The following is a 15,256-nucleotide window of genomic DNA, read 5'->3' as shown; positions in this document are numbered from 1 at the left end:
ATTATATCATAAGTGTCCGCCGGCCGGACCGCCCCGTATAAAGGCAAAAACGGCCGATCGTCCCGCTCGGGAGGATCGGCCGTCCGGCGTATCCGCTGCCTCAGACTTCGCTGGCTCTCAACTGCTGAAGGGCAGCTGCTGCCGCCTGCTGCTCCGCTTCTTTCTTCGACCGACCGCTGCCGCGGCCCAGAGAACGGCCCGACATCATCACTTCGGACACAAACTCCCGCTCATGCGCAGGACCCCGTTCTTCGATAATCCGGTATTCCAGATTGCCGAGTCCGTGATGCTGAATCAGTTCCTGCAGCTCGGTCTTGAAATCGCTCACGCCGACCTGAAGCTTGCCGCCGGTCTCCACTTTCGGAAAGACGTGCTGGTTAAGGAAGCCCCGAACCGCCTCCAGTCCCTGATCCAGGTAAAGCGCTCCCACGAACGATTCGAACACGTCGGCGAGCAGCGCCGGACGCGTGCGGCCTCCGGTCTGCTCCTCGCCTTTGCCCAGCAGGACGAACCGGCCAAAGCCCAAGTGCTCGGCAAATTTGACCAGCGACGGTTCGCAGACAATCGCAGCCCGCAGCTTGGTCAGTTCGCCTTCCGGCCGGTCCGGCAGGAGAGTATACAAATATTCCGATACGGTCAGCTCCAGCACCGCGTCGCCCAGGAACTCCAGGCGCTCGTTGTCCTGGTGCTGGTGGAAGCGGTGCTCGTTCACATACGAAGCATGCGTGAAAGCCTGCTTCAGCAGCGAGGAGTCGTGAAACCGGATATCAAGTTGCCGCTCAAGTTGCTTCAAGTCTCCGTTCACCGCTCGCTCTCCTTACGGATTGAATTTTTTGAGGACAATGGTTGCATTATGCCCGCCAAAGCCAAAGGAGTTCGACATGGCGATCTCCAGATCCGCCTGGCGAGGCACATTCGGCACGTAGTCCAGATCGCATTCCGGGTCCTGATGATCCAGGTTGATCGTCGGCGGAATGACGCCGTTCTGCAAGGCCAGCCCGCAGATAATCGCCTCCACGCCGCCGGCTGCGCCCAGCAAATGGCCGGTCATCGACTTGGTCGAGCTGACGGCTACCTTGTACGCATGGTCGCCCAGCGCCTTCTTCACGGCAATGGTCTCCGACCGGTCGCCGACCGGAGTCGAAGTACCGTGGGCGTTGATGTAATCCACCGCTTCCGGTTCAATGCCGGCATCGCGGATCGCCATCTTCATGCAGCGCGCCGCTCCGTCCGGGTCCGGCTCGGTCATGTGGTGCGCGTCTGCGCTCAATCCGTAGCCGATTACCTCGGCATAAATATGCGCTCCGCGGGCAGTAGCGTGCTCCAGCGATTCCAGGATCAGAATTCCGGCTCCTTCGCCCATGACAAAACCGTCGCGGTCGCTGTCGAATGGACGGCTCGCCTTCTCCGGCTCATCGTTGCGGGTGGTCATCGCCCGCATGGAGCAGAAGCCGGCCATCCCGGTCGGGCGGATCGTTGCTTCTGCGCCGCCGCAGATCATTGCATCGGCGTCGCCGCGCTGAATCAGACGGAGGGAATCGCCGATGGAATGGCTGCCTGTTGCGCAGGCGGTCACCATCGTCGTGTTCGGCCCTTTGGCTCCGAGGCTGATCGATACCTGACCTGAGCCCATATTGGCAATCATCATCGGAATGAAGAACGGGCTGACCCGCTTCGGCCCTTTCTCCAGCAGCAGATTGTGCTGATCTTCCCAGGTGCCCAGACCGCCGATGCCGGAGCCGACCGATACGCCGATTCGCTCCGCTTCCACGTTCTCGCCGATCTTGAGGCCGCTGTCCGCCAGAGCCGATTCGCTCGCCGCCAGCGCGAACTGGACGAATCGGTCCATCTTGCGCGCTTCCTTGCGGCCGAAACGCTCTTCGGCGTTGAAATCTTTGATCTCCGCTGCGATGCGGGTCGGATAATCGCTCACATCAAAAGCTTCTATTAAAGAAACGCCGGATTTGCCTGCCATCAGGCTGCTCCAGAACGTCTCCAAATCTTGTCCCAGCGAAGTCATAACTCCCATGCCGGTGACCACTACTCGATGACTCACACACTCACCCCGTCTGCCGACCGTGCCGGGCACGGTCTGTATTGACTGCTTACCTGCGGCCGAGCGGCCGCCTTCTATATAAATGGCAATCGCCTGCGGCGAACGTAGCTTATTTTCGGAATTCAAGAAGCTGACGGCCTGGCCTTCCCTGCAAGGGGACAGATGCAAAAGCCGTAATAAATAAGGAGAAGTCCCGCCTTAAGCAGGTACGGGACTTGATTCACCATAGACACTAGGTATGAGATTGTATGTAATTCACAACTTCACCCACGGTCGTAATCTTCTCTGCATCTTCATCAGAGATTTCCATATCGAATTCATCTTCCAATTCCATGACCAATTCCACTACGTCGAGAGAATCAGCACCCAAATCATCTTTGAAAGACGCTTCCAGTGTTACTTCGGCTTCGTCGGCTCCTAAGCGATCGACTACGATGCGTTTTACACGCTCCAATACGTCGGACATCCGGTTCACCTCCTCTTCGAGTATTATACGAGATATGTTTCCAAAATGCCATCCTTACATATACATGCCGCCATCGACATGAAGCGTCTGGCCGGTCATGTATGCAGCCCCGGAAGAGACCAGGAAAAGCACCGCCGAAGCGATCTCTTCCGGCTGGCCCAGACGGGCCAGCGGGATGCCTTTGGAGAGCTCGGTACGAGCTTCCTCCGGCAGCGCGCGGGTCATGTCGGTATCAATGAAACCCGGCGCGATGCAATTGACTGTGATCCCCCGGGAAGCGAGTTCCCGTGCGGCCGACTTCGTCAGGCCGATGATGCCGGCCTTGGCGGCCGAGTAATTGGCTTGGCCGGGATTCCCGGTTACGCCCACCACGGACGAGATATTGATGATGCGCCCGTAGCGCTGCTTCATCATCGGACGCGTCGCCGCCTTCAGGCAGTTGAATACGCCTTTGAGGTTGGTCTCGATTACCTGGTCGAACTCTTCTTCCTTCATCCGCATAATCAGATTGTCACGCGTGATGCCGGCATTGTTGACCAGGATGTCGATGCGTCCCCAAGCGCCCAGCGCTTCCTTGACCAGCGCCTCCGCTTCATCGGCGCGGCCTACATTGCCGCGGATCGCCACGGCTTCCGCGCCGAGAGCGCGGATCGCCTGGACGGTCTCCTCCGCAGCCGCTTCGCTGCCGGAGTAGTTGACGACCACGTTGACCCCGTGCTCCGCCAGCGACAGGGCGATGCTGCGCCCGATCCCCCGGGAAGCTCCCGTTACAAGCGCGGTCTGACCCCGCAAAGCTGAGAACATGCTTCCACTCTCCTTCGCCATAGTTGGTTGACTCCGCCTTAAGACAGCTCGTTCCGGAGTGTGCCCACGCTCTCCAGGCTGTTCACATTCAGCAGCTTCACACTGCGGTCGATCTTGCGGATCAGCCCTGTCAGCACACTGCCGGGTCCGATCTCGACAAAGGTATCCACTCCGGCGCGAATCAACTCTTCGACGCTGTCCTGCCAGAGCACAGGCGAGTACACCTGCTTCACCAGCAGAGAACGAAGCTCCTCGGGGTCGCTGACGGCCGAAGCGGTCGCATTGACGACGACCGGAACGGCGGGCTTCCGGAACTGCACCCGGGCCAGCTCTTCTTCCAGCCGCAGCGCGGCCGGCTTCATCAGCGAGGAATGGAACGGGCCGCTGACTTCAAGCGGGATTGCCCGTTTGCCGCCGATCTCCTTCACGCGTTCGCCCACCGCCGAGACGCCTTCCTTGCTGCCTGAGACAACAATCTGCCCCGGACAGTTCACATTGGCGAGCTCGACGGCATGTCCCCCCTCCGAGATTGCCCGGCAAAGTTCGGCCAGCGCTTCGCGCGGAGCGCCAAGCACCGCCGCCATCGCGCCCTGGCCGCCGGGAACGGCTTCTTCCATGAATTGGCCGCGGAGCCGGACCAGCCGGACCGCGTCTTCATAGGCCAGAACGCCGGCTGCTACAAGAGCGCTGTATTCGCCGAGACTGTGTCCGGCTGCATAATCGGCTCGCACGCCCGCCGCTTCCAGCGCCCGCAGATAGGCGATGCTGGTGGTCAGAAGGGCAGGCTGCGTATTCGCCGTCTGCTTCAACTCGCTCTCCGGTCCTTCAAAGATCAGATCCGTCAGCTTCAGGTCAAGCGCTGAATTGCCCTGCTCGAACACTTCGCGGCTCTCCGGAAGAGTCTCATAGACATCTCTGCCCATCCCGACCGATTGCGCCCCCTGGCCGGGGAATATGAATGCGATTTTTCCCATTGTCGCCCTTACTTCCTTTCCTCATACGAATCACCCGGCAGAGGCAGCGCCGATGCGCCGCCTCTTGCGCCCGTTTACCAGATCAGGACGGAAGCGCCCCAGGTCAGACCGCCGCCGAAGCCGACCATCAGAACCGTATCGCCTTCCTTCATGCGGCCCTGCTCGGCAGCCTCAACGAGAGCCAGCGGAATCGACGCCGCCGAAGTGTTGGCGTAGCGGTCCACGTTCACGACGCATTTCTCTTCCGGCAGCTCAAGCCGCTGCATCGCAGACTGGATGATCCGGACGTTGGCCTGATGCGGAACGAACAGGTCGATGTCTGCTTTGGTCAGACCGGCCTTGGCCAGCACTCTTTCGGTTGCAGTGCCCATGACGCGGACAGCAAATTTGAACACTTCGCGGCCGTTCATATAAATGAAATGCTTCTTGCCTTCCACCGTCTCGGAAGAGGCAGGAAGGCGAGACCCGCCGCCCTCAAGCTTCAGCAGCGAGCCGCCGGCTCCCTCTGCGCCAAGATCGAAAGAACGGAATCCGCGGCCTTCCGGAACTTCGCCGATAATGACCGCCCCGGCTCCGTCTCCGAACAGCACGCAGGTGTTCCGGTCCGTATAATCCGTAATCCGCGACAGCGTATCCGCCCCGATCACGAGCGCATTGTTGTACATCCCGTTCTGAATCATGCCGACTGCCGTAGCCAGACTGTATACGAAGCCAGAGCAGGCCGCAGACAGATCGAATGCCGCTGCCCGGCACGCCCCGAGCTTATCCTGAAGAATGCAGGCCGTTGAAGGAAAGGAGGTGTCCGGCGTAATCGTTGCGACGATGATGAGATCCAGCTCTTCAGCCTTCATGTTCGCCGTCTCCAGCGCTTTCAGCGCAGCCTGGTAGGCGAGATCCGAGGTAGCTTCCTCCGGAGCGGCAATATGCCGCTCGCGGATTCCCGTCCGGCTTACGATCCACTCGTCATTGGTTTCGACCATTTGTTCCAGATCGCTGTTCGTCAAAATGCGTTCGGGCACATACTTGCCCGTACCGATAATGCCCACAGGCCGTAAATTGTTCATGTCTCCACTCACTTCCCGCTAATTTCCTTGGCTATGCTGTCTACAAGCCCCGACTGGATGGCGATTCTTGCTTGGCGCACCGCATTCTTGACGGCGTTGCCGTCGGAAGAGCCGTGCCCCTTCACCACCAGACCGTTCAGTCCCAGCAGCGGCGCTCCGCCGTGCTCCTTGTAATCGAGCTTTCCTTTGAGGCTGCGAAGCTCCGGCATCAGCATCGCCGCGCCCAGCTTCGTCTTCAGCGACTTCGAGAACTGCTGCTTCAGCAGGGCGAACATGGCGCCCGCCGTCCCTTCCAGCGTCTTAAGAAGGATGTTGCCGGCGAAGCCGTCGCATACCAGCACATCGCAGGCGCCCATCAGAACATCCCGCGCCTCAACGTTGCCAACAAAACGAATGCCCGGCAGATTCTCCAGCAGCGGATAAGCCGCCTTCGTCAGTTCGTTGCCTTTCGCCGCTTCCGTGCCGACATTCAGCAGTCCGACACGCGGCTCTGCCATGCCGTGCACCTTGCTGCGGTACACACTGCCCATCATCGCATACTGGGCAAGATGCTCCGGCTTCGCGTCCATATTGGCGCCCAGATCCAGCGCCAGTACGCCGACATCGTCCAGAGTCGGAATCATCGGCGCCAGAGCAGGTCTGGCGATTCCTTCCATTCGTCCGACTACGAGAAGGCCCGTAGTCATCAGCGCTCCGGTGTTGCCGGAGGAGATCATCGCTTCGGCTTCGCCTTCCTTGACCATCCGTCCGGCCACGACCATGGACGAGTCTTTTTTGCGGCGAACCGCCTTGGTCGGCTCATCTTCCCCGCTGATAACTTCGGAAGCGTGACGGATCGATATCCGCTTCGGCTTCTCTTTCAAAAGGGGCGACAGCTTCTCCTCATCGCCCACCAGTATAATCTCTATGTCTTCCCATTCCGCAGCCGCGAGCAGCGCACCCTCTACGTTGCATCCGGGGGCATGGTCGCCGCCCATGGCGTCAATGGCGATCCGCAATGATGTTTCCTCCTTCATTATGCTGAGCCGGTGCGGAGCGATAGACGACAAAATGGCCCTGAAACACCATTTCTTCGCCCACGTAAGTAATCACTTCGACCTCCGCTTTGCCCCCGCGGCCCGATTGCGAGCGCACATTGGCTTTTGCAATGCATTTCTCGCCAAGACGGACGGTCCGGACGAACCGGATGTCCGCAGAAGCCGTCAATGCGATTTCATCGTCGATAACCGCCACAGCCAGCGAATTGGCTTGGCCGAAGACATAATGCCCGCGGGCGATGCCGTTGCGGGAGAATACATGCTCGTCGCGTATTTCAAAGATCGAAATCCCGCTCTTGTCGAGCTGCAGATCGACGATCTCGCCGACCACCTCGACTTCGGGCAGCGAGCGAACCTGATCGTACGAATGCTCCGCCATCTGCTTCACGCGCTCGCGCAGCTCCGGGATGGCAAGCTCCATCCGGTCCAGCCTTATCGTCTGAATGCTGACTTTCAGCTCCCGGGTCAACTCCCGGTCCGTTACGAACGGATTGTCCGCTATGATCTGCAGCAGCCGGCGCTGCCGCTCTTTCTTGGATAAACGCTCGATAACGGCTCACCTCCCGGCCTTTGCACTCCGCAACCGCTGAATCGGTTCTTCCCGTCCGGCTGCTCGTCGCCGAGCACCGAACTTAGAACCTGGTACTAAGATGTAGTATAAAGGATAGCCGCCCAAAAAGAAAGCCTGCATTTTACGCGCCGGCTTTCAGCCTTAAGCTGTAAAGGACGATAACATCAAAAACGGCGCCCCCTCCCAAAAGGAGAAGAGCGCCGCCAACCGGGCTGAAGACTATTGCTTGATGATTTCTCTAGCCTTGTACGTTCCGCACACTTTGCATACGTGATGAGCCAGCTTCAGTTCTCCGCACTGCTCGCATTTCACCATGCCCGGCACAACCAGTTTGAAGTGAGTGCGACGCTTGTCACGGCGTGTCTTGGACGTTCTACGTTGAGGTACTGCCATGTGTTCCACCTCCTTATTCAAGTCAACCCGCCTGTTCGGCGGTGTGTTGGTTCATCTGCTCAGTTCTTGAAAAAATCCTTCAACCCGGCAAGCCGAGGGTCGATTACCACATTGTCGCAATCGCAGCCGCCTTCGTTCAGGTTGGAGCCGCAAGTCGGACAGAGGCCGCGGCAGTCGTCCGCGCACAATACCGAGAGCGGCAGGTGCAGCAGGAAACTCTCTTCCACATAAGGTTCCAGATCCACCATTTCTTCCGAAACGTCAATCCGTTCCTCATCCTCTTCTTCCTCCGCCGGTTCGGCGGCCTGCTTCGTCCATCTGAAGGTCTCGGCAAAAGGAATGTCCAGATGGGTCTTGACTGGGTTCAGGCAACGCGCGCACAGCATGTCTACCTCTCCGTGAAGCTTCCCTGCCACCGACACCCGATCGGTCCCGGCGGGCAGCGCATTCAGGTCCGCCTTAATCGGCGAGACAGCCACAATGTCCTTGCGTCCCTTCACAGCCGCGCTGACGTCCACGTCGCCGTGAATCGGCAGTGCGCCATCGGCATTGGCAATTTTGCGAAAGTAAAACTTCATACCAAATCACTCCAAACAAACAAAATTTATTATACCTACTCTTTCCGCTCTTTGTCAACCTTTTATCCTTGATATTGTTTCAGAGAAAGCATCGGCTTATGATGAGAACATAACCAGAACGTAACGGAGTGAATGTTCAGTGACGACAGTAGGAATTATTGCCGAATACAACCCGCTGCATAACGGGCATGTCCACCATTTTCTTGAAGCCAAAACAGTCTCCGGCGCAGACCGCGCCGTAGTCGTCATGAGCGGTCCGTTCACCCAGCGGGGCGAACCCGCCATTGCGGGCAAGCGAGCCCGGACCGAGATGGCGCTCCGCATGGGGGCGGACCTCGTGCTGGAGCTGCCGGTCGCCTATGCAGTCCAGCCCGCGGAGTGGTTCGGCTACGGCGCTGTCGCCGTTCTGGCCGCCGCCGGTATTGTGGACAGCTTCTGCTTCGGCACCGAGAGCGGAGACCTGGGACCTCTGGAAGCCCTTGCCGACCGGCTTGTCCTGGAAGACGCGGAGCTCCAGAGCGAGCTCGCGGCCTTGCTCGGCCGGGGGATGAGCTTTCCCGCAGCCTACAGCGCCGCCGTCCAGACCGTTCTCGGCAGCGGGACAAGCAGCGCCGGCGAGCTGCTTCGCGGCTCCAACAATGCGCTGGGCCTGCATTATCTCATCGCGCTCCGCAGACTGGGGGCGAAGATCCGGCCGCTGACCATCCCCCGCCGGGGCGCCGGGTTCCATGATTCCGCGGTTCCCGGGGCTTCGATCGCCAGCGCAACCGCCGTCCGGAAGCTGCTGACGGACGGAGACCTTTCGGCTGCGGCGGGCTATATGCCGGATTATGTCCTCGATATTCTCGAACGGGAAAGAGAGCAGGGGCGCTTCCCGATGCATTGGGAGTGCTACGGGCGAAGCCTGCTGCACCAGCTGGCCGTCCGCACCGATTCCGAGCTGGCGGGCATTCAGGACGTCAATGAAGGCCTGGAACACCGGCTTCGCCGGGTTCTGCCGCTGCTGCCGGTGTTCAGCGTCGGCGGGCTTCTGGATGCCCTCAAAGCCAAGCGCTACACACGGACCCGGCTCCAGCGCATGCTGCTGCATATTCTGCTGAACCATTCCAGAGAGGCCCTCTCGCCGGAGCTTCTGGCCCGGGGTCCCCAATATATACGGGTGCTGGGCTTCCGCGAGAGCGGGCGCAGCCTGCTGAGAGAGATGAAGCACGCGGCAGCGCTGCCCGTCGTGCTGCAGTTCCCCGCCGGCGGCCAGCCGGAGCTTCTGCTGGACCGGCAGGCCTCCATGGCCTATGCCGCCGGGTTCGGCGCGCCCGGAAGAGAGAGCCTGTTCGCCGATTACCTGGAGCCGCCGGTCAGGATTTGACCGGCAGCGATTTCAGATAATCGAGCGCATCCTGAAGCCGGTCCACCCGGATCAGCTTCATCTGCGTGTCGATGGCGTCCGCCTTCTTCTTCGCATCGTCGTAATTCCGCGCAGGCACGAAGAAGAAATCGGCGCCTTTACGGTCCGCCGCTACGATTTTGTGCGCAATTCCTCCAATGGCCCCCACCGTTCCTTCGGCATCCATCGTACCGGTTCCGGCGACCCGGTAACCCTTGGACAGATCTCCGGGCGTCAGCCGGTTGTAGATCTCCAGCGTGAACATGAGTCCGGCCGACGGGCCGCCGACCTCCGTACTGGTGAACTGCACGCCTCTTCCCTGCTCGGCAGCCTCCACCTTCTGGATCGCTCCAATGGTAACGCCCAGACCCGGCTTCGGCTTGGCGTCCTCTTTATTCTGAATCGGCACCAGGGTGATTTCCTCGTCGATCTTCTCCGCTCCCCGGCCGACGGTGATTTCAATCCGGTCGCCGATTCCGTGTCCGGCCAGCGCTTTTGTAAGATCATCGGGTGAACGAACGGCATCTCCGTCGGCTGCCAGGATTTTGTCGCCGGGACGCAGCTTGGTCTGATTGCCCTTCTCGGGCACGGAGAAGACAAAAGTATATTCCGGCACATCTTTATAAGGGACTCCCGCAGCGCTGTAAGCCGCCTCCACCGCGTTCGACTGGGAACTGCTCATGTAGTAGACCTGTTCCGCGGCGTATTCCGCTTCACTCTGATCCCCGAGCCGCTCCTTCTTCTTGATGATCTCCGCATTGGAATCGAACCAGGACACGGCCAGCAGCGCTACATTGGCATAGCTAGCCGATACCGTTGTCATCATGAAGGTGCCGCGCTCCGCCGGGTCCGCATTCTCCACCCGGATCATCGGCGCCACTTCCGAAGCGCTGCCGGGCCGGTACACGACATAAGGCGTATCCATGAAGATAATCACATAGATGAGCACAACGACCGTGAACAGATAGAGCGCCATTCGCATGCCCGTGCGGCGCTTAATGGGTCTCACGCTAAGTTCTCCTCCTTCCGCTTCAGCATTGAACCCCAATTCTCAGGACAGCTTTTACGAGGCATGAGCCCTGCCCGTCCCGCATAGGATGAGGATAGTATAATTACAGATTCCGATGATAAATTCCGGGAATCCCAAATTGCGGCCTGCCCGTTATTCCAGGCTATGAAGAGGTGGAAGCGAACATGATTGCCAGACCGCCCCGGTCCGCAGGCTGGGCCCCCTACCTGTCCGCCGGACTTGCCGTCGCCTTCGCCGCGGCCATCGTGGCATCGCCGGCCAGCTCTTTTCAAGCGTCGCTTCAGGGGCTCGAGCTGTGGTGGACCGTTGTCTTCCCCGCGCTGCTGCCTTTTCTGATGCTGTCGGAGATGCTGGCGGCTTCGGGAGCCGTTCACGCCGCCGGCGTCCTTCTGGAACCGCTCATGACCAGAGTCTTCCGCCTGCCCGGCTGCGCGGGCTGGGGCCTGGCGCTCGGCATGACCGCAGGCTGTCCCGCCGGCGCCTTCAGCGCGGCCGAGCTGAGACGGCAGGAGCTGCTCAGCGAGGAAGAGGCCGCCCGGCTGGCGGCCCTCTCGCATTATGCCAGCCCGGTCACGGTTCTGGTCGTGGCCGGGACTGCCCTGCTGCACAGCCCGGCAGCCGGGTACCTGCTGCTGGCCGGCCACTGGCTGGCCGGCCTGGCCGCCGGGGCCGTGCTGGCCCGGCGAAGCTCCAAGCCGGAGCGGCCCCGGCGTTCAGGCCGCTCCGGCTCACCCGGCGGGCGCCCGGCCGCGCCCCGGCCCCCGGGAACGGCGCGGCGGGCTCTGAACGCCGCCGCCGAGGCACGGGCGCGCGACGGCCGCCCGTTCGGACGGCTGCTCGGCGATTCCGTCGCCGCCGCCGTCCAGAGCTTGATGATGGCCGGCGGCTTCATCATCGCCTTTGCCGTGGCGGTCCATATTGTGCGGACCGCCGTTCCGGTTCTGCCCGGCGCGCTGGCGTCCGCCGCGCTGGAGGTCCATCTCGGCGCCCAGCGGATCGCCGAAGCGGCCGCCGGCTATGCCGGTGGGGCCACCGGCATGTGGCCGATGGCGCTGCTCGCCGCCGCGCTCGGCTGGAGCGGGCTCAGCGCCCAGCTGCAATCCCTGGCCGCGCTCCGCAGGGCAGGAATCGCGGTCCGCTACCGCGCGTTTGCGCTGCATCGGCTCCTGCACGCCGCTTTTGCCGCCATCTTCCTGCTCCTGCTCCGGACAGTGGTTCCCCTGTCTCCTACTGCCGCCTCGGTCTTCTCCCCCGGCGCCCGAACCGGCAACGGCTCCCTGCACGGCGCACTGGAATGGCTGCCCCGGCTGGGCTTCCTTCTCGCCATTCTTATCCTCGGGATGCTGCTGCTCTCGGGGGCGCTCAGTCTTGCGGGCCGCCTTCAGCGGAGACCCTGAACTTGGCGCGGACCGCCTCCTCGACCTCCGGGGTTACAAAAGCGGACAAATGGCCCCCAAAATGCCCGATCTCCTTCACTACGCTGGAGCTGAGATAGGAGTATTTCGGATGAGTCATCATGAAGATCGTCTCCGCGTCCGGGTTCAGCTTGCTGTTGATCGTCGCAATCTGAAGCTCGTACTCGAAATCCGTTACCGTCCGAATGCCTCGGACGATCACCTGCGCTTCCCGCTCCTTCGCATAATTGGCGAGAAGATCGCGGAACGTATCAATCTCGACGTTCGGTATATCCGCCGTCGTCCGGCGCAGCAGATCGGCCCGCTCTTGTACGGAGAAGAGCGGATTCTTGCTCAGATTGTTCAGCACGGCGACAATCAGCTTGTCGAACTGCTTGGCCGCCCGTCTAATAATATCGAGATGCCCCAGCGTTACCGGATCGAAGCTTCCCGGATAGATGGCGATCCGTTCTTTTCTATTCTCCGGCTTCATTCTGCTCCTCCTCTGGGGTTCCTTCCGTCTTCTCCCCGGCATAGCGGTACAGCGAGATGGCCGTCTCTCCGTATTTGCTGTGGCGGATCCGCTCAAAGCCCGGAAGGGTCTCCGGATACTCATAATCCGATTCATGCTCCAGCACAATGACGGCGTCTGCGGCGAGCAGACCCTTGGCGTCCATCGAAGCCATCAGCTCGTGTCCGTGCTTCATCCGGTAAGGGGGGTCCAGAAAGACCAGATCGAACGCCCGGCCGCGCTTCTCCAGCGCTGCCAGCGCCCGGACCGCGTCGTTGCGGTACACCTCGGCCCGCTCCGTCATGCCGGTTGCCTTCAAATTCGCCCGAATCGTCTCAATGCTCCGCGGCTCCATATCTATAAAGACGGCGCGTTCCATTCCGCGGCTGAGAGCCTCGATGCCCAAGCCGCCGGTCCCTGCGAACAGATCCAGCGCCGCTCCCCCCTCAAAATACGGACCGATCATACTGAATACCGCTTCCTTGACCTTATCGGTCGTTGGGCGCGTCCCCGTCCCGGGTACGCTTTTTAAAGGTCTGCCCTTGGCAGTGCCCGATACCACTCTCATGCTGAATTCTCCCGTTCTGTTTAGACCTTTGCATACGCATACGCCGGCTGTACGCCTTCGTCCTGCTTCTGCCATGAGCCTATGGTATCACAAACCCGGCGCTAAATAAAAAAAAGATGCAGGCCAGGTATACCTTGCCGGTCCGGAGGCAATGATACTATCAACGGCATCCTTCACGGGGTGCCGCAGATAACCGCGAAGCCAGCTTACGCTTCCCCATAAGCCCTTCGTCCGGTTTCTCCTCTCCCATGAAAGGGGCTCTCGCAAGAGGGCCCCGATTTTTTGCGCGAACCCTCCGGGAATGGTTGGCCAATCGGCAGAGCAGACTATGAAATAGATAGATTTCATTCTTTATGACGAACAAAGATTGAATTTTTCAGCGAACTTGCTTAAAATTCTTTATGAAATGGACAGGAACTTCATCTGCTGCAAGTTAAAATGCGAAAGAATCGTTTAAGTTACTAATAAGACAGATAATAAAACAGCTTTTAGCGGGTGCTTGCGAAAAGGATGATATGGAATGCACATACAAAAAGAAATCAGAGAAGCCATGCAGCGGAGGCAGCCTGTCACCGTTCACCTGGTCAGCGGCGAAACCTACCGCGGAATATGCGATTATAACGATGGAACCGAGAGGCTGACGGTCCTTACCGGAACCGATACTTTGGTGCTGCCGGCCTGGACTATCAAACGTCTGCTTCCCTGAGCCTGCATTCCGGATAGGAGATGAGGTTCAATGCAACATTGGTTTTCCCGCTTTTGGCGGCAGCTGGGTCTGTGTCTGGTCGTCCTGTGGGGCGCGGTCCATTTGATCGGCGCCGTCCGGCAGCCGGAAGTTTCGCTGTCCTCCTCCCTTCCTGGCGGGTCCATTCCCGCCGCCTCCCTTTCTCCGGCTCCGCCGGACCGGCTGCCGCTCATCTACAGCGAAGTCTGCGCTTTTCTGTCCACCCTGCCTTCCTCCCGATTCATTGAGCGTCTTCAGACGGATGCCGACCGGATTGAAATCCGCTATTACGCCGATTACCAGAACTATGCCCTCGCTCATCCGCATCTCCCCGACGCCGAGCCGGAATACAACCGTCTCTTCAAGTCCAGGGACTCCCTGATCAGCCTGCTGATGCAGCAGTCCGCTTCTCTGTTCAGACAGTTCCCGGTCACGGCTACGATAGAAATCTATGCACACGGACCCGGTCAAGCCCTTTATTTGCTGTCCATTACCCAGGGAAGCCTCAAGAGCTTTGATTCAAGCAGTCCGAATGTCCAAGACATCGAACCGGCTTGGGCTACTCCTGAAGGAAGAAACGCTTTTGCGGAGCGGTTCATTCTGATTTCGGACAAGTCTTGAAGCAAAAAAAGGGACCCTGCCTGCGGCAGCGTCCAAAGCTATAATGAAAAGGGGGGGTCATGTTAATAACTACCCCCGCATTCCGGGTATGAATCGCCAAATCGGCAGTTTTTTGTCAAAAAACCGAAAATCCTCTAATGATCTCCGGCCAGCAGACCTGCCCGGTTCAGAACGGTCAGAATCCGGTAGAAGTCATAGCTCGCTCCCGAAGGCGAGTCGATCAGCCCGGCCGCTACAGCCTTCTTGACAGCTGCTGCCGCCCAATTCGGGACCTCCATCGACGTTTTGTCCTCCAGAGCCACTAACCGTTCCAGCACCAGCTTGAGGGTGTTGCCCTGCTCGTTCAGCGCTTCCTTGAGCGTATCCCGGCTCTGCCCGAGAGCAGCCAGGCCTTCCTGCATTTCTGCCAGCCGCTTCTCCAGCTCGGCCAGCCGTTTTCGGTCTTCTGCCGACATCCCGTTCTCCTCCTCCGCCTTGGCATCGTATTGCTCCAGATCATACGTGTCGATCAGACGAATAAGCTGCTGCGCATAATTGGGGTCCGTGGCATATCCCGCCGCCGCAACCGCCCTTGCGGCAGATCGGCCGTCGGTACCAACCGCAGCCGCGTACTGCTTCCGGTTCCAGGAGGTTCCGTTCACCAGCAGCGCTGAATGGTCCGATACCGCTTCTCCCCAGTTGTGATACGCCTTGAAGGCCGCATTGATCGTAACGGCCCGGCCGTTCACATATTCGGTGGTCGCCATCGTTACGCTTCCGGCCGGTCCGTTCCCCTTGATGCCGAACAGATTGTTGGCTCTGGCCGCAAGGCCGCTGGCCCCCCAGGCCGATTCCAGTGCGCCTTGCGCAATCGTCAGCGATGCGGGCACTCCCGTCCGGATCATATCCTGCATCGCATACGGCGCGAGCTTGGCGATAAATGAAGCCGGCTTCATCTTCCAACCCCCTCGGTATAGCATCATTCTTCACGTTCCTCTACCAGTAAATGCACGTCCTTCTCCGGCAGCCTGTGCGGATGGCACGCCATTAATCGGCCGGAAGGAACAGATGCGCAAAAAGGGCGCCCTTTCGGGACGCCCTT

At 59.9% G+C, this 15,256-nt stretch carries 18 protein-coding genes; 4 read left to right on the top strand and 14 right to left on the bottom strand.

Features of this window, described 5'->3' with window-relative positions; all coding sequences use genetic code 11:
- Positions 1–100: 100 nt before the first annotated feature.
- From rnc to RBI05_RS02755, 10 genes are all read right to left on the bottom strand, one after another.
- The gene (gene rnc, locus RBI05_RS02800) at positions 101–805 is read right to left on the bottom strand and encodes a ribonuclease III (RefSeq protein ID WP_150458499.1); all 705 of its coding nucleotides are present in this window, start codon (positions 803–805) and stop codon (positions 101–103) included.
- A gap of 12 nt (positions 806–817) precedes the next feature.
- A complete protein-coding gene (fabF, locus tag RBI05_RS02795; protein ID WP_150458498.1) occupies positions 818–2,056 on the bottom strand; it encodes a beta-ketoacyl-ACP synthase II in 1,239 nt (412 codons plus the stop codon).
- A gap of 232 nt (positions 2,057–2,288) precedes the next feature.
- Positions 2,289–2,522 (bottom strand): acyl carrier protein, encoded by a 234-nt coding sequence (gene acpP / locus RBI05_RS02790; protein WP_025334828.1) that lies wholly within the window; start codon positions 2,520–2,522, stop codon positions 2,289–2,291.
- 54 nt (positions 2,523–2,576) lie between these two features.
- A complete protein-coding gene (fabG, locus tag RBI05_RS02785) occupies positions 2,577–3,326 on the bottom strand; it encodes a 3-oxoacyl-[acyl-carrier-protein] reductase (protein ID WP_150458497.1) in 750 nt (249 codons plus the stop codon).
- 38 nt (positions 3,327–3,364) lie between these two features.
- The gene (gene fabD, locus RBI05_RS02780; RefSeq protein WP_310550044.1) at positions 3,365–4,300 is read right to left on the bottom strand and encodes an ACP S-malonyltransferase; all 936 of its coding nucleotides are present in this window, start codon (positions 4,298–4,300) and stop codon (positions 3,365–3,367) included.
- A gap of 74 nt (positions 4,301–4,374) precedes the next feature.
- On the bottom strand, positions 4,375–5,364 hold the full coding sequence (locus RBI05_RS02775) for a beta-ketoacyl-ACP synthase III (RefSeq protein WP_310550043.1): 990 nt from the start codon (positions 5,362–5,364) through the stop codon (positions 4,375–4,377).
- 8 nt (positions 5,365–5,372) lie between these two features.
- Positions 5,373–6,362: a phosphate acyltransferase PlsX gene (gene plsX / locus RBI05_RS02770; protein ID WP_310550042.1), complete on the bottom strand. Its 990-nt coding sequence runs from the start codon at positions 6,360–6,362 to the stop codon at positions 5,373–5,375.
- Entirely contained in the window at positions 6,346–6,951 is a 606-nt protein-coding gene (gene fapR / locus RBI05_RS02765) for a transcription factor FapR (RefSeq protein ID WP_150458493.1), read from the bottom strand. Before fapR ends, plsX begins: the two co-directional genes overlap by 17 nt.
- 240 nt (positions 6,952–7,191) lie before the next feature.
- The gene (rpmF, locus tag RBI05_RS02760; RefSeq protein ID WP_019911234.1) at positions 7,192–7,365 is read right to left on the bottom strand and encodes a 50S ribosomal protein L32; all 174 of its coding nucleotides are present in this window, start codon (positions 7,363–7,365) and stop codon (positions 7,192–7,194) included.
- A 59-nt stretch (positions 7,366–7,424) separates the two neighbouring features.
- On the bottom strand, positions 7,425–7,943 hold the full coding sequence (locus RBI05_RS02755; RefSeq protein WP_150458492.1) for a YceD family protein: 519 nt from the start codon (positions 7,941–7,943) through the stop codon (positions 7,425–7,427).
- Between the two features lie 139 nt (positions 7,944–8,082).
- Between RBI05_RS02755 and RBI05_RS02750 the strand changes: the two genes are divergently transcribed.
- Positions 8,083–9,309, top strand: coding sequence for a nucleotidyltransferase (locus RBI05_RS02750; protein ID WP_310550041.1), 1,227 nt, complete (start codon positions 8,083–8,085; stop codon positions 9,307–9,309).
- Here the strand turns inward: RBI05_RS02750 and RBI05_RS02745 are convergent.
- Entirely contained in the window at positions 9,299–10,336 is a 1,038-nt protein-coding gene (locus RBI05_RS02745) for a SepM family pheromone-processing serine protease (protein WP_310550040.1), read from the bottom strand. The two genes, RBI05_RS02750 and RBI05_RS02745, sit on opposite strands and share 11 nt — an antisense overlap.
- A 185-nt stretch (positions 10,337–10,521) precedes the next feature.
- Between RBI05_RS02745 and RBI05_RS02740 the strand changes: the two genes are divergently transcribed.
- The gene (locus RBI05_RS02740) at positions 10,522–11,754 is read left to right on the top strand and encodes a nucleoside recognition domain-containing protein (protein ID WP_310550039.1); all 1,233 of its coding nucleotides are present in this window, start codon (positions 10,522–10,524) and stop codon (positions 11,752–11,754) included.
- On the opposite strand, the gene coaD is transcribed toward RBI05_RS02740, so the two are convergent.
- Together coaD and rsmD are read right to left on the bottom strand one after the other, a co-directional pair.
- On the bottom strand, positions 11,720–12,244 hold the full coding sequence (gene coaD, locus RBI05_RS02735) for a pantetheine-phosphate adenylyltransferase (protein ID WP_310550038.1): 525 nt from the start codon (positions 12,242–12,244) through the stop codon (positions 11,720–11,722). The genes RBI05_RS02740 and coaD overlap by 35 nt on opposite strands.
- On the bottom strand, positions 12,228–12,830 hold the full coding sequence (rsmD, locus tag RBI05_RS02730) for a 16S rRNA (guanine(966)-N(2))-methyltransferase RsmD (protein WP_310550037.1): 603 nt from the start codon (positions 12,828–12,830) through the stop codon (positions 12,228–12,230). The genes coaD and rsmD overlap by 17 nt, the downstream gene beginning before the upstream one ends.
- Before the next feature lie 520 nt (positions 12,831–13,350).
- Between rsmD and RBI05_RS02725 the strand changes: the two genes are divergently transcribed.
- Together RBI05_RS02725 and RBI05_RS02720 are read left to right on the top strand one after the other, a co-directional pair.
- On the top strand, positions 13,351–13,536 hold the full coding sequence (locus tag RBI05_RS02725) for a hypothetical protein (protein WP_150458487.1): 186 nt from the start codon (positions 13,351–13,353) through the stop codon (positions 13,534–13,536).
- Positions 13,537–13,566: 30 nt separating this feature from the next.
- A complete protein-coding gene (locus tag RBI05_RS02720; RefSeq protein ID WP_310550036.1) occupies positions 13,567–14,175 on the top strand; it encodes a hypothetical protein in 609 nt (202 codons plus the stop codon).
- Between the two features lie 134 nt (positions 14,176–14,309).
- On the opposite strand, the gene RBI05_RS02715 is transcribed toward RBI05_RS02720, so the two are convergent.
- Positions 14,310–15,110, bottom strand: coding sequence for a glycoside hydrolase family 73 protein (locus RBI05_RS02715; RefSeq protein WP_310550035.1), 801 nt, complete (start codon positions 15,108–15,110; stop codon positions 14,310–14,312).
- Positions 15,111–15,256 lie beyond the last annotated feature (146 nt).

The sequence above is a fragment of the Paenibacillus glufosinatiresistens genome (assembly GCF_031470375.1).
GTDB classification, from domain to species: domain Bacteria; phylum Bacillota; class Bacilli; order Paenibacillales; family Paenibacillaceae; genus Paenibacillus_AQ; species Paenibacillus_AQ glufosinatiresistens.
The sequence above is the reverse complement of the archived record's forward strand: the minus strand, read 5'-3'. Positions and strand labels throughout refer to the sequence as shown.

Coding starts and splice junctions, on each gene's coding strand:
- RBI05_RS02775 (WP_310550043.1), bottom strand. CDS start 5,364: ATGAACAATTTACGGCCTGTGGGCATTATCGGTACGGGCAAGTATGTG.
- rsmD (WP_310550037.1), bottom strand. CDS start 12,830: ATGAGAGTGGTATCGGGCACTGCCAAGGGCAGACCTTTAAAAAGCGTA.
- fabD (WP_310550044.1), bottom strand. CDS start 4,300: ATGGGAAAAATCGCATTCATATTCCCCGGCCAGGGGGCGCAATCGGTC.
- coaD (WP_310550038.1), bottom strand. CDS start 12,244: ATGAAGCCGGAGAATAGAAAAGAACGGATCGCCATCTATCCGGGAAGC.
- RBI05_RS02715 (WP_310550035.1), bottom strand. CDS start 15,110: ATGAAGCCGGCTTCATTTATCGCCAAGCTCGCGCCGTATGCGATGCAG.
- RBI05_RS02725 (WP_150458487.1), top strand. CDS start 13,351: ATGCACATACAAAAAGAAATCAGAGAAGCCATGCAGCGGAGGCAGCCT.
- acpP (WP_025334828.1), bottom strand. CDS start 2,522: ATGTCCGACGTATTGGAGCGTGTAAAACGCATCGTAGTCGATCGCTTA.
- rpmF (WP_019911234.1), bottom strand. CDS start 7,365: ATGGCAGTACCTCAACGTAGAACGTCCAAGACACGCCGTGACAAGCGT.
- fabG (WP_150458497.1), bottom strand. CDS start 3,326: ATGTTCTCAGCTTTGCGGGGTCAGACCGCGCTTGTAACGGGAGCTTCC.
- RBI05_RS02720 (WP_310550036.1), top strand. CDS start 13,567: ATGCAACATTGGTTTTCCCGCTTTTGGCGGCAGCTGGGTCTGTGTCTG.
- RBI05_RS02755 (WP_150458492.1), bottom strand. CDS start 7,943: ATGAAGTTTTACTTTCGCAAAATTGCCAATGCCGATGGCGCACTGCCG.
- RBI05_RS02740 (WP_310550039.1), top strand. CDS start 10,522: ATGATTGCCAGACCGCCCCGGTCCGCAGGCTGGGCCCCCTACCTGTCC.